The following is a 20,735-nucleotide window of genomic DNA, read 5'->3' as shown; positions in this document are numbered from 1 at the left end:
ATTCATTCGCGAGACGTCGGTACAGCCAATGGAGATGTGTCGGATGTACCAGCCAATCGTCGGATCGCCGCCCGGAATGAATTCACTCCCACAGGTTTTCGTCATCCAGCACTGCCCATTTACCCCCCCAACTCCGCCGACAAGCGTGCGGCCGTTTGCTTGATGACCGGCACCAGCTCGGCCATTTTTTCCAGCGGCATGTATGGCACGGTGCTGGCGATGCTGATCCCGGCAACGATGCGCTTGCTGGCATCGCGAATCGGCGCCGCGACGCAGCGGATCGACGGTTCGTTGTCTTCCAGGTCGAACGCGTAGCCGCCTTGCACATACTCGTGCATGCGTTCGCGTACCTGCTCCCATGTCTGTTCCTGATGGGCAGGCCACTGCGGGTTCCTCGCCACTTCCGGCACGCTGATGTCATACAGGCGTCGCCACTCGCTTTGCGGGCTGTCCAGTAATAACGCCTTGCCGATACCGGTGCGCGCCAGCGGCATGCGATGCCCTACACGCGAGCGCATTTCCGGGCCATTGCGACCGGGATTCTTGTGCAGGTACAGCACCTCGTCGCCATCGCGCACAGCCAGGTGCACAGTGTCGCCGGTCAGCGCCGACAACTCGTCGAGAAACGGTCGCGCCAGCATTGCCAGCGGCAGCTCCTCGCGAGCCTGAAACCCCAGCTCGATCAACTTTGGGCCCAGTAGATATCCCACTTGCGGCAACACCCGCAGGTAGCGCTCCTCCACCAGGCAGCTGGCCAAGCGATGTGTCGTGCTGCGGGTAGTGCCGATCAGACGGGCGATTTCCTTGAGGTCGCGGGCGCCGCTGGCCACGGCCTGGACCACGCCCAGACCGCGCAGCAGGGTCTGCGTGCCGGTGGGCGCGGCGTCCTTGCCCGAAGCGCCCCCAAGGTCTTTGAGGTAGGAAGAATCTTGCATATCACGCCTTATCGAATCAGAAAGCTGGCGGCATTATCGTCGCCAGCCTTTTCAGTGCCAACGGTCACAGCTCAATGCGCTCAACCTTGCCCACCAACAGGATGTACGACAGCGCGCCCAGCAGCGCCAGAACGGCGATGTAGGTGATGGCCGGCGCGAACGACGGGCCCGACGCCAGAAAGCCGATGACAATGGGGGTGGCAATGGCCGCGAGGTTGCCGATCAGGTTGAAGGTCCCGCCGGTTAGGCCCAGCAAGCGGGCCGGGGCCAGGGTCGAAACCAGCGACCAGGTGATGGACGCCAGGCCGTTGCCGAAGAACGCCAGCGCCAGGAAGGCAATCACCAGCGGCGTCGATTCCACGTAGTTGGCGCCGATGATCGAGGTGGAAATCAGCAGCCCCGAGATGATCGGCAGCTTGCGGGCAAAGCCCACGGTGTAGCCGCGACGGATCAGCCAGTCCGAGAAAAAGCCCGAACACAGCACGCCGACGAACGCCGCGAGAAACGGCAAGGAGGCCAGCAGACCGGACTTGATGAAGTCCATGCCGCGGTATTTCACCAGGTACGTCGGGAACCAGGTGAGAAAAAACCACAGCGTCGAGTTGAGGCAGAACTGCCCCAGATAAATGCCCCACAACTTGCGCTTGCTCAGCACGATGCCCAGGTCCGACCATCTGAACCCGCTCTTGACCTTGGCGGCGTCGGTCTGGATGTCGACCAGGCCGCCACCTTCCTTGATCAGGTCGATTTCGCCCTCGTTCACGCCTTTGAAATCACGCGGCTCGCGATAGACCAGGTACCAGATCACCGCCCACAGCACCCCCACGCCACCGGTGGCGACGAACACCATGTGCCAGCCGAACGTGGTTTGCAGCCAGGCCAGGATCGGCGTCAGAAACGCCAGCCCGACGAACTGGCCGGAGGTATAGAAACCCACGGCGGTGGCGCGCTCCTTTTCCGGAAACCAGGCCGTGACCACGCGACTGTTGATCGGGTACGCCGGGGCTTCCAGCGCGCCGACCGCCATACGCAGCACGAACAGGCCGACGAAGCTGCCGACGAAACCGAGGAAGATCGTCGCGACCGACCACAACGCCAGGGCGACGGTGTAGAGGATGCGCGGCGGTACGCGGTCCACCAGCCAGCCACCGGGCAGTTGCATGGCGGCGTAGGTCCAGCCGAAGGCGGAGAAAATCAGACCAGCGTGAACGGCGTCGATGCCCAGTTCACTGGTCAGGGCGGGTGCGGCGATGGACAGGTTGCTGCGGTCCAGGTAATTGATCACCACCGTGATGAACAGCAGCACCATGATGAAGAAGCGTTTGCGGGTCGGCGCGGCGGCGATCGCCCGTGCCTGCGGCAAGCTCTGTGTGCGCATGGGGAGTGCCTCTTTTTATGGTTGTCTGAGGTCTGGAAATTTTCTTGCGTGTGTACGTTCGTCTACGTCCGATGGGCACGACGCCGGATCAGCGTCGTGCCCGGGTCAATCACCACTCGGCAAAACTGCCATCGGCATGACGCCAGATCGGGTTGCGCCAGCGGTGGCCGACGGCCGCGCGCTCCTTGACGTATTCCTCGTTGATCTCGATGCCCAGGCCCGGGCCATTCGGGATTTTCACCATGCCCTTGTCGTAGTCGAAGACATCGGGGTTCTTGATGTAGTCGAGCAAATCGTTGCTCTCGTTGTAGTGAATCCCCAGGCTCTGCTCCTGGATGAACGCGTTGTAGCAGGCCGCGTCCAGTTGCAGGCATGCCGCCAGCGCAATGGGCCCCAACGGGCAATGCAGCGCCAGCGCCACGTCATAGGCCTCGGCCATGTTGGCGATCTTGCGGGTTTCGGTGATGCCGCCAGCGTGGGACGCGTCCGGCTGGATGATGTCGACGTAGCCTTCGCTGATCACACGTTTGAAATCCCAGCGCGAAAACAGGCGCTCGCCCAGGGCGATCGGCGTGCTGGTCAACGGCGCCAGTTCTTTCAGGGCTTCGTAGTTTTCGCTGAGCACCGGCTCTTCGATGAACATCAGCTTGTACGGGTCCAGTTCCTTCATCAGCACCTTGGCCATGGGCTTGTGCACCCTGCCATGGAAATCCACGCCGATGCCGACGTTCGGGCCCACCGCATCACGCACCGCCGCGACGTTGGCCAGGGCCAAATCGACCTTCTCGAAGGTGTCGAGAAATTGCAGCTCTTCGGTGCCGTTCATCTTCACCGCAGTGAAGCCGCGCTCTACGGCTTCTTTCGCCGCGCGCGCGGTGTCGGCCGGACGGTCGCCGCCGATCCACGAGTACACGCGAATCTTATCGCGCACCTGGCCGCCCAACAGATCGCTGACCGAAACGCCCAATGCCTTGCCCTTGATGTCCCACAGCGCCTGATCGATACCGGCCAGCGCGCTCATGTGGATGGCGCCGCCCCGGTAGAAGCCGCCGCGATAGAGCACGGTCCAGATGTCTTCGATGTTGCGTGGGTCTTTGCCGATCAGGTAGTCGGACAATTCCTCGACCGCAGCGGCGACCGTGTGCGCACGGCCCTCGACCACAGGCTCACCCCAACCGGTGATGCCCTGATCGGTTTCCACTTTCAGGAAGCACCAGCGCGGTGGAACGATGAAGGTCGTGAGTTTGGTGATTTTCATCTCGTTTCTCTCTTATTCGAAGACGCTTATTCGAAGCCGTTTTGTCCTGAGGCGCGTCTGGGCGGCCACAAAAAATCGGATGCATTACTGATCGTTGGCCGGGCGCGCCTGATTCCACGCTGCCACATAGGCCTTTGCCCGCTCGGCGACGTCGTCGGCGCTCATGCCCGGTTTGAACAGCCCGGAACCCAGGCCGAAACCACGCACGCCCGCATCGAGGAAGACCTTCATGTTGTCCGGGGTGATACCGCCCACCGGCAGCAGCACCGTGCCGGCCGGGAGCACCGCCAGCCAGGCTTTCACCACGGCAGGGCCCATCTGCTCGGCAGGGAACAGTTTGAGCACGTCGGCGCCATTGGCCAGCGCGGCGAAGGCTTCGGTCGGTGTCGCAACGCCCGGCGACAACAGCAGGCCTTCGGCCTTGGCGGCGCGCAGTACCTCGGGATCGCTATGGGGCATGACGATGACCTGCCCGCCCGCCTCTTTCACCTGACGCACCTGCTCAGGGGTCAGCACGGTGCCCGCGCCGATCAGGCAATCGGCAGGCAGGCGCTGACGCAGCAGGCGGATGCTGTCGTACGGCTGCGGGGAATTGAGCGGCACTTCGATAACGCGGAATCCGGCGGCGTACAGGACATCGCCAATGGCCGGGGCTTCTTCTGGGCGCAGGCCGCGCAGGATCGCGACCAGGCCGTTTTGCGCGAGGGCTTGCTTGAGCATGTCAGTTCTCAACGTGAAGGGGCCGGGAAGCGGCCGCAGAAAGAGGGGCAATCAGACCGGCCTGCAGCGCAACCTGCCACAGGCCGCGTTCGGTGGCCTGCTCGGCGAGGGTTACCTGAGGGAAGCCGCTGGCGTCCAGTGCGCGCTGATAGCGTTCGAGCAACGGCCCGCTGCCGATCAGAATCACCGCAGGCAATACGGCTTCGGTCTGTTTGAGCAGATGAGTGAGGGCGACGACTTCGTGGCCGATCAGCAGCCCGGACAGGTAGTCAGCCTGCTCGGCGCCACTGAGCACGCCGGTCAGGCCCAGGGTTCGCGTACTGAAGATGGTCGACAGTGGCCCCGCAGCACCTTCCGGGGAAAGCGAGACACCGACCCCGCGATCGAACGCAGTCGCATCGAACCCATCGTTGCGCTGCATCGTGCGCCCCAGAATGGTATGACCGGACAGCGCCGCGTAGACCTCGCCGGTCATGAAGGTGTCGAAGTGCGCGATGCGCCCCTGCTCCGCCCTGACCCATTTGGAATGGCTGCCCGGCAGGCCGATCAACAAGGGTTTGTCAGCCTCGGCGGCTGGCAGTGAGCTGAGTATCCCAAGGACCTGAGTCTCTTCGCCGCGCATGACATTGGGCAGCGCCGAACGCTGCAACACGCCAGGCACGATATGGACGTCAACCCCGCGCTCGCTGCGCACGGTCACCAATCCATCGCTCAGGGCAGCGACGCTGGCAGGCGTTTCCTGATACACAGCCTCGCGCCAGCCTTGGGCGCTGCCGACCATGCCACAGGCGATCACCGGCAAATGCGGCTCGGCGTCGAGCCAGTCGCCACAGGCCTCATCAAAGGCCAGTTCGAATCCGCCGGAACACAGTTGCCCGGCGATCGGCCGGGGTGTTGAAGGCAGTTGCATGATGCCCGCGCTGAGCGAGCGTTGTTCCAGTACCCGACCCTGGTCGCCGAGTCGATACGCGCGAAGGGATGTCGTTCCCCAATCGAGCGCGATCAATTGCGCCTGCATGGCTTCACCTGATTGTTATTAATGAGTGAATGCGTGGCGAACTATAAACCCGGACTCGATCGGATCTCAATATGTAAATCATCGTCCCACATAATGAGACATTACTCTTTTGCGACGAAGCGTTGCCGTGGTAGATGAACGCGGGTGGTCAGTCGGGGATTCGCTGGGGCATACTCCGACGCACTTGGCGCCCGTATTCCTACAAGCCATAACCACCATTCATCAGCCGTCCGTGCCGAAGGTGGTAACTTCCCTGTCCTGTTTTTACTTTCCCTGATCCACCTTCCAGCCCCGGCTTGCGTGATGCCCACGCAGCGATAGACCACTGCCAGCCAACCTTCACACTCATCTACAAAAGGACCCGTCAGATGAAGCGATTTCTCGTGCTCGACAGCCTTCGCGGCCTCTGCGCCGTAGCCATGATCATTCATCATTCGCACATTGAACGCAGCCTCACAGAGCTCGCGTTTTTCCGGAACGCCAGCCAGTTCGTCGGTTTCTTCTTCGCCCTGAGCGGTTTCCTGATCTACCGGCGCTACATCGGCCACCTGAGCACCCCGCGCCAGCTGGGCGAATACATGATCAGCCGCACCTGCCGAATCATGCCGCTGCATTTTGCCGTGCTGCTGTTTTTCATTGCCTTCGAATGCCTGAAGCTGGTGCTGGAGCGCTATGGCCTGTCCCTGAGTTACCCCGCGTTCAGCGGCGATCGCGCACCCGGCGAAATCCTCCCCAACCTGCTGCTGATCCAGGCGTGGTGGCCGACGTTCAACGCGCTGTCGTTCAACTACCCGTCGTGGTTCATCAGCGTCCAGTTCTATGTATGGATGATGTTCGGGCTGATTCTGTTCGCGCTGCCGAGCCTTGGGCGCAAGCTGTTTTCGCTGTCGTGCGTGGCGGCGTTCATCGCGCTGTACCGGGGCATCGGTCCGATTTCGGCCAATGTGCTGTGGGGCGTGTCGTGTTTCTTTGCTGGCGCTATCACCTATCGGCTGTACGTGCGGCTGCGCGACTCAGCGCCTGGGCCACGGGTGTCGAGTGTGCTGGAGATCGGCATTCTGGCGGCGATTTATGGGGTGATGACTGAGGGCGAGGCGCCGTTGACGGTTGAATTGGGGTTGTTGTTCTGCGTCGCGATTCTGATTTTTTCTCACGAGGCGGGCGTGGTGTCGCGGTTACTGAGCCTGCGATTGTTTCCGGCGTTGGGGAAATTGTGGCTGTCGATTTATCTGACCCATGCGGCGGTGATTTTCGTGTTGGCGACGGCGTTGAGCCTGGCGACGAAGTTTTCGGGGTATTCATTGCTGGTCGATAAACCGGGGGAAACCAGCGGGGTGTGGGTGCGGTATCTGAGCACGGGCAGTGCGTTGAACGACAATCTGTTGATGGTGTTTGTGGTGGCGGCGGTGATCGTCGTCTCGATGCTGACGCACCGCTACATTGAGGCACCGGGGGTTCGGTTTGGCATGCATTGGAGTCGGGGGACATTGTCTCGGCGCAGGAAAGATGATCCGCCTGCGCAGCAGATTTGACGATGTCAGTCGCTTGAAGCGGGCGTGTCTGCCGCTCCCCGATGGCTGCTCACGCAGCCTGTTTCGCCTTCGAAGAGGCCCTGCGGCGCTCTTGCCGCATCCCTGCGGCTCGTTCCACTGCGCATCGCTTGCGCTCAGTCTGCGCCCATGTCGCGTTCGGCGGTGTCTGGACCCATACGTTGCCGGATAAAGATCAAAGGCAAAAGCGCCGGGCCTCATCCGATGCGTTTAGCCTGCCCCAGCAACGGTGAATGCGCGGGCAGGTGAATGCGCAACGCTGCGGGGCGGGCTTCGAAACGCAGTTGCTCGCCGCTCAGCGGTTCGCCGTCCAGATTGATGTCCAGGCCCTGAGCCGATTTGAGCTCCACCCACGGCAGACGGGCGCGCACGAACAGGTTGTCGATGCCCAAGCCCCCTTCGAGGAACCCCTTGAGCGCACCGACCACTTCCCGAGGCGCCGGCAGGATGCTGATGTCCAGCAGGCCATCGTCGGCCAAAGCATTGGGACACAGCGGGTGACCGCCCCCAGCCTGTCGGCCGTTGCCGATGCCCAGGGCCAGCAGATCCCCTTGCCAGTGGAAGTCCGGTCCGCTCAATTCGCCGTACGCGGCCTTCAACTCGCTAAAGCGCGACAGGCCGGTGAACAGATACGCCGCGCCACCCAGCACCTTTTTCAAATCCTCCGAGGTGTTGGCCGTCACCTGACTGCCAAAACCACCCGTGGCCATGTTCAGGAACAGATGTCCGTCAACGGCGCCCATGTCGACTGTGCGCGCCGGCACGTCGAGCAGATCCAGGGCTTTTTCGATCTCCAGTGGCACCCCCGCCGAGCGGGCAAAATCGTTGGCCGTACCCAAGGGCAGAATCGTCAGGCAGGCCTGGCGGTCGGCCAGCGCCAGGGCTTCGGCAACATCCCGCAGGGTGCCGTCTCCGCCTCCCGCAATGATCTCGCGATGCCCGGCCGCCAAGGCCTCGACCACCAGCCTTTGCGCGTCGCCCGCCTCCCAGGTCAGGCGCACATCCAGTTCCCAGCCATGTTTGCGCTTGCGTTGCACAGCCTGGCGAACCTCCTCGTTGAGCGCCTGCTTGCCATTAAGAACCAATATCGCCCTGCGCTCCGTCATGCTCCTTCCCTCATTGGTGCGATTGATTGCGTGAGATGTTGACCTCAGCGCAGTGAGAAATAGCCCAGCGGCAAAAATATTTTTCGAGCCCCACGAGCGGATCCAAAGCCTGGGAAGCATTGGACACCTCGCGCCAGGCCAATCTGAGCCCTGACTGTCGTGTTGCCACGTTCATGCAGTCTTCTGCCTCTATTCCCTGACACGTCTTGTTTCATGGGCTTTACTCCGCCCAGGCACTCGTTTGAAGAAACTTCCGATCTGCATTCGGAAGTGGTCCTACACCGCTTGGGAAGAAATGGGATTTTTTCTCATCGTCAGGGATTGAAATGCAGGTCGATAACGTGCTTAATCGACAAATAATTGGCTTATTCAGAAGCTTTAAGTAAAAAAGTCATTAAATTGACTTAAGCTGACAAAGTACCGGGCAGATAGGTCAGTCCTGGGTTCATGGATTGAAGAGGTGAGGACGTTTTATGCGGCTGCAACCGGTCGACAACCTTCCGCTTACACGCACCCGTCTGATCGAGTATTTCCTGTTCGCTGTCAGGTTGGTCCACGGAGTCATTTGCGTCCTGCCCGGCATTCTGATCCTCGCCTTCTGGCCAAACGAAACCCCGACAGCACCGCAACGCTATCTGATGATGCAGATCCTCTTCGGCGTGGTCTGCGTGCTGATGTTTCAGGCCCTCGGGGTTTATTCCGCAACCATTTTCAGCAACCGATCGCGCTTCAAGATGATCCTGTTCGTCTGGTCGTTGGCTTTTTGCGTGCTGCTGTTCATGCACAAGGCGATGGGGCTGTTCGACTACATCACCCAGGAGCAGCTGAGGGTCTGGTTCGTCGCCAGCCTGGCGATGTTCTGCGCCGAGCGGGTGCTGTCGCTGTTGATCTGCAAACGCAAGACCAGCCTGGATGAGTTAGCGCAACAGTTCAATGTGTTCGCGGGCAGCAGGTCAATGCTGGGGCCGCGCCCACACGCCACGGCCACCAAGGCCGCCGGCATTTTGTTCGAACAAGCTGTCAAGGAGTACACCTCGCGTCATCGAGTCAAACCGGGGATTACCGGGCTGGCTCAGATCAACGGTTTTCGTGGTGAGACAGACACTGTGGAGAAGATCGAAAAACGGGTGGAGTTCGATCTTGAATACGTCGAAAGCTGGTCCGTCTGGTTCGATCTGTACATTCTTCTACGCACTGTTCCGGCAGTGCTCTTCTCTCGCGAGGCTTACTGATGGGCACCCTTATTCCCTGCATTATCGCCGGCGGTGCCGGCACCCGGTTGTGGCCCGTTTCACGGGAAGCCATGCCCAAGCCATTCATGCGCCTGCCTGATGGCGAAAGTCTGCTGCAAAAAACCTTCAAGCGCGCCACTGGCCTGCAAGACGTCGAAAGCCTGCTGACGGTGACCAACCGGGAAGTGTATTTCCGCACCGTCGACGACTACCGGCTGCTGAACAAGGACAAAATCCATCTGGATTTTCTGCTCGAACCCTTCGGTCGAAATACCGCCCCATCCGTTGCCGCAGCGGCGCTGCACGTGCAAGCGCTGCACGGTGACGACGCGCAACTGTTGATCCTGCCCGCCGATCACCTGGTCAGCGACCTGGACGCCTTCAGCGCCGCCGTCAAGGACGCCCGCAAGCTGGCCGACGAAGGCTGGCTGGTGACCTTCGGCCTGATCCCGACCCGCGCCGAAACCGGCTTTGGCTATATCGAAAAAGGCCAGGCGCTGAGCGACAACGGCTATCAGGTGGCGCGCTTCGTCGAAAAGCCCGATGCCGTCACGGCCACCGAATACCTCAACGGCGGGCTGCACCTGTGGAACGCCGGGATGTTCTGCATGCGCATCGACATCCTGCTGCGCGAGCTCGAAACCCACGCCCCCGACGTGCTCGCTGCGGTGCGCCACTGCCTGTCGCAATGCCGCAGCAAGGAAGGCAGCAACGAGCTGCAGATGGAGCTGGACGCCACCACCTTCGCCCTCGCGCCGGACATTTCCATCGACTACGCGCTCATGGAGCGTTCGCAAAAAGTCGCGGTGGTGCCTTGCGAGTTGGGCTGGAGCGACATCGGCTCGTGGCAGGCCATTCGTGAGCTGGCCCCGGCCGATGCCAACGGCAACCAATGCAACGGCCAGGTGGTACTGCACGACGTCACCAACTGCTACATCGACTCGAAGAAGCGTCTGGTAGGCGGGGTCGGTCTGGACAACCTGATCATCATCGACACCCCGGATGCCCTGCTGATCGCCGATGCCGAACGCACTCAGGAGGTCAAGGTCATCGCTCAGGAACTCAAACGTCTGGGCCATCCGGCGTACCTGCTGCACAACACCGTGACCCGCCCTTGGGGCACCTACACGGTGCTGGAGGAAGGCAAGCGCTTCAAGATCAAGCGCATCGTGGTCAAGCCGCAGGCGTCATTGTCGTTGCAGATGCACCACCACCGCAGCGAGCACTGGATCGTGGTGAGCGGCATGGCGCGGGTTACCAACGGCGAGCGTGAATTCATGCTCGACACCAACGAGTCGACCTTCATCAAACCCGGCCACACCCACCGCCTGGTCAACCCGGGGGTCATTGACCTGGTGATGATCGAGGTGCAGAGCGGCGAGTACCTGGGCGAAGACGACATCGTGCGCTTCACTGACGTCTACGGCCGCGTGCCGGAAGGCGCGAAGGCCTGATCGAGGCGCCCGCCGCATAGAGCCTGGCGGGCGCCGGTTTTTCAGTTTCCGGCTTTATTACCCAGCAAGGCAACAGCGCTCCCCCACAGACCACCGCGACAAACATTGGACCTGGCAGTACCGCCGACATGATTGTCTTACCCGCAAGGGAGCCATATTCACGCATGACAGGAGTTCTGGACCAATGGAAACGGTGATGGAGCTGACCTTTACCTGGGACGACCCGCAGGTCGCTGCGTGGGCCGATCAAGCAGCTACGCTGGGTCGGAAAGGGTCTGGAGCCTGACTGCAGAGCGCTTTCAACAACTCTTCCAGACCGCCTGCGAGGTGCATGAATGAAGGGCAAGGCATTACTGGCGATCAGCGTTCTGAGTGCCTGTGTGCTGGGTGCGATCAACCCGGCGGCAGAGGCCGAAACCATTTTGCGAGGGGAACGGGCGGTGACCTGGAAGGACTTTCTGGGGGTCAACGTGCAGTTTCATTACTTCCGCCCGGATATCTACCAGAAGCAGATGAACCGCCTCGATCAACTGGGCCTGAACTGGATTCGCTGGACCCTGCACTGGCCGATCCTGGAGCCGACGCAGGGGCAATACAATCTCGGCGACCTGGACGCGGCGATGAATACCGCCAAACCCCACAACTACAACACCGTGGCGTACATGGTGGGCTCGGCGACCTTCGACAGCACCGCGCCACAAGGGGCCAGTAATGCTGATCAATACCCGCCGCGTGACAACAGCATCTTTGCCGAGCGCATGACGGCGCTGGCCCAGCATTACCCCCAGGTCAGCGACTGGCAGGTGTGGAACGAGCCCAACATCATCTGGCTACCCCAGGCCGACCCTGTAGCCTATTACGATCTGTTGACCACGACCGCCAACGCCATTCGTGCCGCGCTGCCGGGCAAGCCCATCGTCACGGCGGGCGTGGCCTATTACGGGCAGATGCGCGGCACCACCGGCTACATGCTGCAATCGATGGTGGACCAGGGGCTGGCGAGTCAGAACATTATCGCCGCCTATCACCCCTACTCCGAATACCCCGAAGGCGATTCCCTTCAGGATCGCGATTTTCTGGTGCGCGCCAACGCCCTCAACACAAGCCTGCACAACGCCGGGGTGAGTCAGGTTTGGGCCACCGAATGGGGCTGGTCGAGCTACCGGGGGCCTGTGGACATGCAGCACGTCATCGGCCTCGCTGGCCAGGCGGACTACACCCTGCGGCGCCTGGCGATGATGAGCACCCTGGATTACCAGCGCATCTTCCTGTTCAACTTGAGCGACCTCGATCAGCGCGCCAGTCCTCGTGATCGCGGCTATGGCCTGCTGGACCTCAACGGCGAACCGAAACCGGTGTACACAGCGCTGAAAAACTTCTTCGACGTCACCGGCCCGACTCTGAAACCCGCAGATCCGCCACCCGCGCTTTCGGTGCCCGAAGACCTCTATGCCATCGCCTGGGACCGTGCGGACGGCGCGCACCTGCTGATGGCCTGGAGCGCCAGCAGCGCACACCTGAATTTCCCCGGTATCAAAACCGCCACGCTGTACGACCCGTTGACCGGCAACCATACGGAGCTGGGCAACGCCAAGGGGGTCGACCTGGCGCTGACCCCCACCCTGCAAATCCTGGTCTGGAAGCCTTAGCCATGCGCATTCTCTGGACATTGCCCTATCTTCCCTGGCCCACCACCAGCGGCGGCAAGACCCGGCAGTTTCACCTGCTGCGCAACCTTGCCGCCCGCGGGCATCGCATCACGCTGCTGGTGCAGTCCAAGACCGAGCTGGACGACGCCACCCGCGCCGCGCTCGAGCCTTGGCTTGAGCGGCTGATCGTGATCCCGCGCAGGCCCCTGCGCAGCGCCCGAACCCTGCTCGCCATCGCCTTCGCCCGACCTCCGATGCTGGCCAGCGCCAACGGTTATTCGCCGTCGCTGGAGCACCAGTTCGAGGCGTTGCTGCAAGAGCACTGGGACGTAATCCAGATCGAGCACAGCTACAGCTTTCAGCCGTTCGAAGCGCCGCTGCGGCGCGCCGGCAAGCCTTGCATCATGACCGAACACAACGTGGAATCCGGACTTGGCGCGGCCAGCTATCATCAATTTCCCAACTGGGCGCGCCCTTTTACTCGCTTCGATCAATGGCGTTATCGGCACTGGAAAGAACGCGTGTTTCGCCAGACCCGCCAGTTGATCGCGGTCACCGAAGAAGACGCTAAAGGCCTCACCCGCCTGACCTCGCGGGCCACCAGCCTTGTGGTCAATGGCGTGGACTGCGACTACTACGCCAAGGTGACCCCCGACCGCTACAGCCGCCGCCTGCTGTTCATCGGCAACTACGAATACGGCCCCAATCTGGACGCCGTAGAGTGGGCGCTGGACGACATCATGCCCAAGGTCTGGAACATCGACCCCATGGTGCGCCTGACCATCGGCGGTTACGCCTTGCTCCAGGACTGGCCCGAACGCTGGGCAGACCCGCGCATCGACTGGCTGGGTTTCGTGCCCGACCTGCGCACCGTGCAGAACGACGCCGCGATCTTCTTCGCCCCGCTGCGCGACGGTGGAGGCTCCAAGCTCAAGGTGCTGGAAGCATGGCCGCGGGGCTTACCGTGGTCACCACCGAGCAAGGCGCATCGGGCCTGAAGGTGGTCAACGGCACCCATTATCTGGGCCGCGAAGACACTCAAGGCCTGGCGCGCCTGCTGGTCGAAGCCCTTGAGCAACCCACCCGCCTGGCGAAGATCGGTGAGGCCGGTCGCGCTTATGTGCGGCAGTACCACGACTGGTCGGTGTCCGCCGCGCAACTGGAAGGCATCTACGCTCGGGTTCACCAGCAAGAGGACGCTCACGCATGCGCGTAGGACTGGATTACCGCCCCGTGGGCCTGGCACTGTGGCTCAAGCCGTGGCGAACGGCCGACGGCTGATCAGTTCGCTTGCGGCCACACTCCGGCATTGCGCTCATCGGCCGTGGTGCAGATCTGCTTTACGGTCTGACGCAACCAGCGATGAGCCGGGTCCTTGTCAAAACGCGGGTGCCAGGCCTGCACCACATTCACCGATTCGAACGCCAGGGGGATCACGAACGGGCGCATGCGCAGGCCCAGTTCACGCATGCCCCAGAGCACGGTTTCGGGCAACGAGACGATCAGATCGGAGGCAGCAATGGAGAAAATCGCCGAGTGAAAATTCGGTGTGGTCAGGGTCACCCGGCGCGACAGACCAAGCTGTTCCAGCGCCGCATCGATCGGCCCGTGAGGACGCCCGCGGCGAGATACGCTGACATGATCGTAGAGGGCAAAACGTTCTGGGGTGATGGGCGCCTGGAAGATCGGATGATCTTCACGGGCCAGCGAGACAAAGCGCGTGGTGAACAGCTGCTGCACCTTCATCTCGGGGCCGAAATTGCGCCGCGAGGTGACGTGCAGATCGATCCGACCCTCGCGCAACGCATCGTCGTCACCCTCGCCTTCGGGAGCGAACCGCAGGGCTGTGCCAGGGGCCTGAATGCGCAAGGCGTCGACCAACTGGCCACCGAACGCACCGAAGAACACATCGTTGGAACGCACGTTGAAACGCCGCTCCAGGGTGCTCATTTCCACCTCATCGCGGGCCTGAAACACCTCTGTGGCCTGCTCCACCAGACTGCGCACCTGCCCCTGCAACGCCAGCGCCCGAGGCGTCGGCACCAACCCCCGCCCCGCGCGCACCAACACCGGATCCCCCAACGCCTCGCGCACCCGCGTCAACGTGCGGCTCATCGCCGCCGGACTCAAATGCATCCGCCGCGCCGCCCCGACCACACTGCCCTCTTCGAGCAAGGCGTCGAGGGCGATCAGCAGGTTCATGTCGGGCAAAGGCATCGTTGGGTGTCCGTGGGGCGGGTGGAGGGGGGATGATGCGGGAAATGATGGGGGTTGAGAACTGTTGGCGTATCAACCATGGCCCCGCTTCTGCGAGATACGGCTGAACAATCAACGCCGGCCCGCTTCTGCCGGACACGGCTGGGCAATCAACACTGTCCCGCTTCTGCCCGACGCGGATGGACAACCAACGCCGGCCGCTTCTGCCGAAGGCGTAGGAGTCCGGCTTGCCGACGATCTGGCGCGCAGCGGCAGCAAACCCAGACACCCCGGTGTGCCAGACACACCGCATCGACAGGGTTGACGACTGCTGCGCAGCCGATCGCCGACAAGTCAGGCTCCTACGCCCTTCGGGCAGAATCAAAAGCGGCTCACGGGATTGCTTGCCTGCCTGAGCGGCGACACTCGACGTCTCACGATCCTTCACGACAACCACACCGCATCCCATAACGGATAATCGCCCACTCTCTCCACCAACCCTGCCCGCAACGGATTGGCGACGATATACCGGGCGACGTGTTTGATGTCCTCCTCAGCCCGCAACGCTCGGTCGTGATAACCCTTCTGCCAGACCTGACATTGCCGCCCCAACGCCCGGTTGATGCGATGGGCGCTGCGTGACTTCGCTCGACGCATGAGCCTCGGTAGCGAGCTGTCATGCAATTCGATGAGCCAATGAAAATGATCAGGCATGACCACCCAGGCCAGCGTATTCGCGGCGCCTTCCTGTTCGGCGAGTCTGAATTCATCGACCACCAGACGCCCGATCCGCCAGTCGATATTTCAATGAGACGCGCCTGAAGAAAACCGTCACATCCGTCAGATCAACCCACGCGCCCGCCACTGCGCGCGCTGCTGGGCATCAATCCCCAACTCGGCCAGGACTTCGTCGGTGTGCTGCCCCAATGTCGGTGCCGGGCGGCTGACGCCTCCGGGGGTGGCGCCGAGTTTGGGGACGATGCCGGGCAAGGTGACGGGCGTGCCGTCGTCGAGCTGGCTGGCGAGGAGCATGTCCCGCGCCTGGTAGTGGGGGTCGCTGGCGATGTCGGCGGCGTCGTAGATCTTGCCGGCCGGGATACGCGCGGCGGTCAGCTTGCTCAGCACGTCGTCCAGGTCCAGGCTCGCGGCCCAGGCGCTGATCGCCGCGTCGATCAGCTCGACCTGCTTCACTCGTCCGTCGTTGTGCGCCAGGGCCGGGTCGTTGGCCAGATCGGGGCGTTCGATCAGGGCCATCAGACGCTGATAGATGCTGTCGCCATTACCTGCGATCAACGCATAACGGCCATCACGGCAGCGGTAGGCGTTGGACGGCGCAATGCCCGGCAGGCTGCTGCCCGCAGGCTGACGCACGGCGCCGAACACGGAATATTCGGGGATCAGGCTTTCCATCATGTTGAACACCGACTCGTACAGCGCAACGTCGATCTCCTGCCCTTGGCCGCCGTTCTGGTCACGATGACGCAGGGCCAGCAGCACGCCGATGACGCCATGCAGCGCCGACAGCGAATCACCGATCGAGACGCCAACGCGAACCGGCGTGCGCTCAGGCTCGCCAGACAGGTGCCGCAAACCGCCCATGGCCTCACCCACCACACCGAACCCCGGGCGATCGCGATACGGCCCGGTCTGGCCATACCCGGACACCCGCAGCATCACCAGTTTCGGGTTCAGGGCACGCAGCTCTTTCCAGCCCAGGCCCCAACCTTCCAGCGTGCCGGGGCGAAAATTCTCGACCAGCACGTTGGCTTCGGCGATGAGTTTGCGCACTACGTCCTGGCCTTCAGGCTCGCGCAGATCGAGGGTCACCGAGCGTTTGTTGCGCGACGACACCGCCCACCACACCGACGTGCCTTCGTGCAGCAGGCGCCATTTGCGCAGTGGATCACCGGTGCCCGGCGGCTCGATCTTGATCACATCGGCGCCGAATTCACCGAGGATCTTGGCGGCGAACGGCCCGGCGATCAGCTGCCCGAGCTCGATGACCCGAATCCCTTGCAGTGGCTTTTGCATGAGGTGCCCTTTCTTGTTTGAACAGTGGGGCCATTGTCGACTATCTCGAGCACAAATCCAGCCTCGATTCGCGCCCCCTTACCAACCGCCCCCCAGAGATTTATACAACCCCACCAACGCCAGGGTCTGCGCGGTCGAGCTGTCGACGAATTGCTCTTGGCTGGCCAGCAACGCGCGCTGCACGGTCAGCACGTTGACGAAATCCACCGCACCCGCCTTGTACTGCTCCCTGGCGGTGCTCAGAGCGATCTGGTTCTGCTGCACGGCATCTTCCAGCTTGCGTTGCTGCAACTGACTGGCGTTGTACAGGCTCATGCTGTCGTCGATTTCCTGCCAGGCGCGCAGTACGGTTTTCTGATAATTGAGCGCTGCTTCCTGCTCCTGGGCCTCACGCAGGTGCAGCATTCCGCGCAGCCGCCCGCCCTCGAAAATCGGCAGGCTCAACTGCGGGCCGATGCCAAAGGTGCGCGAACCCCAGCTGCCGAAATCGGCCAGTTGCAGGGACTGAAAACCGACGTTGCCGGACAGCATGATGCGCGGATAAAAGTCGCCCTCGGCCACCCCGACACTGGCCGCTGCCACGTGCAGGCGCGCTTCGGCCTGACGAATATCGGGGCGTCGCTGGGCGAGTTCAGAAGGCAGGCCCACCGCGATGGCCGCAGGCAATGGGGCACTTTGGATGAGCGCGGAGAGTTCCGCTTGCAAGGTGCGCGGCTGCTGCGCCAGTAACAGGCTCAGGGCATTGATCAGCTGCGCCTGACGCTGTTCCAGCAACGGCAGCCGCGCTTCGACGGTAGCGACCTGGGCCGAGGCTTCGGCCACATCCAGATGAGTGGCGACGCCGCTGGCCAGGCGCACCTTCGACAGTTCCAGGCTGTTGCGCGAAACCTCAAGGTTTTCGCGGGTCACGGCCAGGGTCTCCTGCACGCCACGCAGTTGCAGGTAATCGCGCGCAGTTTCCGCCTGCAACGACAACAACACGCCGCGACGATCGTTATCGGCAACCGCCACCGTGGCATCGGCCGCCTCGACCTCGCGTTTGACCCGGCCCCACAGATCGATTTCCCAGAACGCATCCAGCCCGCCATCCCACACGTTGAAGGCCGACTTGCCGTTGTTACCCGACGGGTCGCTCAGGCCCTCGCCACTGTTGCGCGCACGCTGATAGCCCATGCCCGCCGACACCGACGGCAACCGATCCCCTGCCACCACCTCACGCGCCGAACGGCTTTGTTCCAGGTGCGTGGTGGCGATTTTCAGGTCCAGGTTGGCGCTGGTCGCGCGATCGATCAGCGATGACAGCAGCGGGTCGTTGAACACCTCCCACCAGCGCTCCTTGATCGGCGTCGCCTGAGGCTGGCTGGCGCCCTGCTCGCCCTGGGTCGGCAGCCAGTCCACCTGAGCCGTGGCCTTGGGCGCCTGAAAGTCATGGCCAACCTGGCAGGCCGACAAGGCCAGCACCAGCGCTGACAGCGTCAGGCCCTGCAACGTCATCGCAGCCTTCATCGCGCGCTGACCTCTTGCTCAGGGCTGGACCGGGTGTCAATGCTCGCGTCCACCGACATCCCCACCCGCAAGCGGCTCAGCAGCGGCTGCTGGGGGTCGAGGACGATCTTCACTGGCAGGCGCTGCACCACCTTGGTGAAGTTGCCGGTGGCGTTGTCCGGTTTGATCGCGGCGAAGGTCACGCCGGTCGCCGGAGCAATGCTCTGCACCCGGCCCTTGAGGGTTTCACCGGAGAAGGTATCCACCCGCACCTCAACGGCCTGCCCCGGCGCGACGTGGGTGAGTTGGGTTTCCTGGAAATTGCCGACCACGTAGACCTGATCCAGCGGCACCACCGACAGCAGGTGCGCGCCGGGCGTCACGTAGTTGCCGAGGCGCACGCTGCGTTCACCGACCATGCCCTCCACCGGCGCTTTGATGCGCGTGTACGACAGCTGCAGCTGCGCCTGATCATGAGCCGCCTGGGCGCGCTTCAAACCGGCTTCAGCGGCGTGTTGCTGGGCCACCAGGATATCGACCTGCTTGCGGTCCGCCGCCAGCGAGGCCGTCGCGCTGTTCTGTCGGGCGCGGGCGGTGTCGATGCGGTTACGTGCCTGCTGGGCGTTCTGCACGGTGCCTGCGCCCATGCCCGCCAGGTGCTCGTAACGGGCCTGCTCCTGTTCGGCAAAGGTGACTTGCGCCTTGCTCGCGGCCAGCGTCGCTTCGGTCTGGGCGATCACCGACGTCTGCCGTTGCAGCACGGCGCTGGCCTGTTCGTACTGGGCTTTGGCGGCGAGGACTTGCGCTTCGGACGCGGCCAGCGCGGTCTGCAAATCCCGGTCGTCGATCACCGCGAGCAACTGCCCGGCCTTGACCTGCTGGTTGTCCTCCACCAGCACCTGGCTGATGAAGCCCGCCACCTTCGGCGCAACGTTGGAGTAGTCGACGGCGATGTAGGCATCGTTGGTGTTCTGCCGGCCGTTGCTGCCGGTGAACCCGTAGATGCCGACGGCGGCCACTGCGATCACGACGCCACACAGGGCCAGGGTTTGTTTCGAAGTCATGTTCATGAAGGAAGTCTCGAATGGTGCGAAATCAGGCGGCGCGCGGCGGGTACACGCGGCTCGGCATCAGCGGAATCAGCAGAATCATCGCGGCGGCTACCCAGCCCATGCAGTAATAGAGGTCGATGCTGGTCAGGGTCACGACCTGCTCGTGGATGCGATGGGCCAGCGAGGCTGCCGAATCCTGGCCCGCCAGTTCAGGCGTGTTGCCCAGGCGGTCCACCAGCACATTGGAATGAAAGTGTTGGCGCGAGGTGGTCAGGGCATCGAGCACACCGGTGGCGACCACGGCGGCGAAGCCGCGCACGGTGTTGAACCAGGCCGAAGCAAACGGACCGTCCGGCGGCGCGATGCCACCGGTGGCCTGCATCAGCAGCGGCATCACCGCCATGGGCTGGCCGATCACCTGCAGCAGTTGCAGGTTGTAGAAATTGTCGCGAATCCACTCCGGGCTCATCTGCGTCGCGGCGAAGCAATACAACGACAGCAAACCCAGGCCTGCGCTCAGCACACAGCGGCAATCCACCGCGCGGATGTTGCACAGGGCCGCCACCAGTGGCAGCGCCAGCAGTTGCGGGAGGGCCACCATCAGCATCATCGGCGCCGTCTGCAACGGCCGGTAACCGTGCACCTGCGCCAGATACGCCGAAGGAATGGAGCCAGTGGCAGTCAGCACCACCAGCACGCCGCCAAGGGTGATCAGCGCGTGGGACAAGTTCAGGTTAGACAGCATCTGCAACTTGAAGAACGGCACCGGCGTGAACCATTCATTGACCATGAACAGCACCAGCAGCAGGGCCCCGCCCACAAGCAACCCGGTGATCAGGCTGGACTCGAACCAGTCCAGCCGATTGCCCTGCAACAGCCCGGTCACCAACATGCAGATCGCCGGAGCGCCCAGCAGCACGCCGCGCCAGTTGAAGGTCTTGAAGCGCTCAAGGCGTAGCGGGTCCTGAGGAATGCCGTGGGCGATGGCGATCATCGCCACCAAACAGGGCGTGATGACCTGCCAGAAGGTCCACTGCCAGTTGAAGTATTCGGTCCACAACGCCGCCAGCGGTGTGCCCAGGCTGGGTGCGAAAGTGGCCGTGAGCGCGTAGCCCGCCAAGCCATAGAGCTTGATGTTCGGCGGCAGGAATCGCAGGGCCACGGTCATCAGCATCGGCGGCAGGCAGCCCGCCGCCAGCCCCTGCAGCATGCGCAGCACCAGGAAGCTCGGGTAGTCCGGTGCCAGCGGGCAGAGCAATGCCAGCACCACGAATGCCGCGATGGCACCCAGCGTGAAACGGCGCAACGACAGCGTCACCGCAAACCAGGGCGCGAACGCCGTGGCGGTCAGCGAGGTGGCGGAATACATCGAGGTGACCCACGTCGCTTCGTCATAGCCGATGAACATCGCTCCTCGGATGTCAGCCAGGGCGATGCGGGTCACGCCTTCGTTTATCCCGGCCACCAGCACAGCCAGCAGCACGCCCACCAGACCCAGGATGATTTGCAGACCAAACGGCGCCGGCGCTGCAGCTTTGATCACAGGCAGCGGAGCGGCGGCGGTCACTGCTGAGCTTCCAGTTTGCAGGCCGGAATATGGCGGGACATGGGCAATCGGCTCCGGAAACAAGGATCATTTCCGGTAGTTTAAAAAGCCCGCGCGTTGAGAAA

General features: G+C 62.7%; 14 protein-coding genes and 3 pseudogenes. 5 read left to right on the top strand and 12 right to left on the bottom strand.

Annotated elements, in window-relative coordinates:
• Positions 1-119 precede the first annotated feature (119 nt).
• From AC07V9_RS09165 to AC07V9_RS09145, 5 genes are all read right to left on the bottom strand, one after another.
• Positions 120-935, bottom strand: coding sequence for an IclR family transcriptional regulator (locus tag AC07V9_RS09165; RefSeq protein ID WP_495015402.1), 816 nt, complete (start codon positions 933-935; stop codon positions 120-122).
• A 64-nt stretch (positions 936-999) separates the two neighbouring features.
• Positions 1,000-2,313, bottom strand: coding sequence for an MFS transporter (locus AC07V9_RS09160; protein ID WP_495015401.1), 1,314 nt, complete (start codon positions 2,311-2,313; stop codon positions 1,000-1,002).
• A 109-nt stretch (positions 2,314-2,422) separates the two neighbouring features.
• A complete protein-coding gene (dgoD, locus tag AC07V9_RS09155) occupies positions 2,423-3,571 on the bottom strand; it encodes a galactonate dehydratase (RefSeq protein ID WP_495015400.1) in 1,149 nt (382 codons plus the stop codon).
• Between the two features lie 84 nt (positions 3,572-3,655).
• Entirely contained in the window at positions 3,656-4,291 is a 636-nt protein-coding gene (locus AC07V9_RS09150) for a 2-dehydro-3-deoxy-6-phosphogalactonate aldolase (protein ID WP_495015399.1), read from the bottom strand.
• A 1-nt stretch (position 4,292) separates the two neighbouring features.
• Positions 4,293-5,309: a 2-dehydro-3-deoxygalactonokinase gene (locus AC07V9_RS09145; RefSeq protein ID WP_495015398.1), complete on the bottom strand. Its 1,017-nt coding sequence runs from the start codon at positions 5,307-5,309 to the stop codon at positions 4,293-4,295.
• Between the two features lie 368 nt (positions 5,310-5,677).
• Here AC07V9_RS09145 and AC07V9_RS09140 point away from each other — a divergent pair, with 368 nt between their 5' ends.
• Positions 5,678-6,841 (top strand): acyltransferase family protein, encoded by a 1,164-nt coding sequence (locus AC07V9_RS09140; protein WP_495015397.1) that lies wholly within the window; start codon positions 5,678-5,680, stop codon positions 6,839-6,841.
• Between the two features lie 215 nt (positions 6,842-7,056).
• Here the strand turns inward: AC07V9_RS09140 and yegS are convergent, their stop codons facing one another.
• Positions 7,057-7,965: a lipid kinase YegS gene (gene yegS / locus AC07V9_RS09135; protein ID WP_495015396.1), complete on the bottom strand. Its 909-nt coding sequence runs from the start codon at positions 7,963-7,965 to the stop codon at positions 7,057-7,059.
• Positions 7,966-8,861: 896 nt separating this feature from the next.
• On the opposite strand from yegS, the pseudogene AC07V9_RS09130 reads away from it, so the two are divergent.
• The 4 genes and pseudogenes from AC07V9_RS09130 to AC07V9_RS09115 all read left to right on the top strand — a co-directional run.
• Positions 8,862-9,197: pseudogene (locus AC07V9_RS09130) on the top strand (sugar transferase); the annotation flags it as partial.
• Positions 9,197-10,651: a mannose-1-phosphate guanylyltransferase/mannose-6-phosphate isomerase gene (locus tag AC07V9_RS09125; protein ID WP_495015395.1), complete on the top strand. Its 1,455-nt coding sequence runs from the start codon at positions 9,197-9,199 to the stop codon at positions 10,649-10,651. The pseudogene AC07V9_RS09130 and the gene AC07V9_RS09125, both read left to right, overlap by 1 nt.
• Positions 10,652-10,986: 335 nt before the next feature.
• On the top strand, positions 10,987-12,300 hold the full coding sequence (locus tag AC07V9_RS09120) for a cellulase family glycosylhydrolase (protein WP_495015394.1): 1,314 nt from the start codon (positions 10,987-10,989) through the stop codon (positions 12,298-12,300).
• Positions 12,301-12,302: 2 nt separating this feature from the next.
• Positions 12,303-13,516, top strand: a pseudogene (locus tag AC07V9_RS09115) (glycosyltransferase family 4 protein).
• Between the two features lie 65 nt (positions 13,517-13,581).
• On the opposite strand, the gene AC07V9_RS09110 reads toward AC07V9_RS09115, so the two are convergent.
• The 6 genes and pseudogenes from AC07V9_RS09110 to AC07V9_RS09085 form a co-directional block, all read right to left on the bottom strand.
• The gene (locus tag AC07V9_RS09110; RefSeq protein WP_495015393.1) at positions 13,582-14,517 is read right to left on the bottom strand and encodes a LysR family transcriptional regulator; all 936 of its coding nucleotides are present in this window, start codon (positions 14,515-14,517) and stop codon (positions 13,582-13,584) included.
• Between the two features lie 423 nt (positions 14,518-14,940).
• Positions 14,941-15,294, bottom strand: a pseudogene (locus AC07V9_RS09105) (REP-associated tyrosine transposase); the annotation flags it as partial.
• A 42-nt stretch (positions 15,295-15,336) separates the two neighbouring features.
• Positions 15,337-16,527, bottom strand: a complete 1,191-nt coding sequence (locus AC07V9_RS09100) for a CaiB/BaiF CoA transferase family protein (protein ID WP_495015392.1) — start codon at positions 16,525-16,527, stop codon at positions 15,337-15,339.
• A gap of 78 nt (positions 16,528-16,605) precedes the next feature.
• The gene (locus AC07V9_RS09095; protein ID WP_495015391.1) at positions 16,606-18,033 is read right to left on the bottom strand and encodes an efflux transporter outer membrane subunit; all 1,428 of its coding nucleotides are present in this window, start codon (positions 18,031-18,033) and stop codon (positions 16,606-16,608) included.
• A complete protein-coding gene (locus AC07V9_RS09090; protein WP_495015390.1) occupies positions 18,030-19,082 on the bottom strand; it encodes an HlyD family secretion protein in 1,053 nt (350 codons plus the stop codon). Before AC07V9_RS09090 ends, AC07V9_RS09095 begins: the two co-directional genes overlap by 4 nt.
• 25 nt (positions 19,083-19,107) lie before the next feature.
• The gene (locus AC07V9_RS09085) at positions 19,108-20,652 is read right to left on the bottom strand and encodes an MFS transporter (protein ID WP_495015446.1); all 1,545 of its coding nucleotides are present in this window, start codon (positions 20,650-20,652) and stop codon (positions 19,108-19,110) included.
• Between the last annotated feature and the right edge of the window lie 83 nt (positions 20,653-20,735).

The organism is Pseudomonas sp. GW821-FHT02A11 (assembly GCF_059421985.1).
This window is presented reverse-complemented; position numbering and strand designations above follow the sequence as displayed.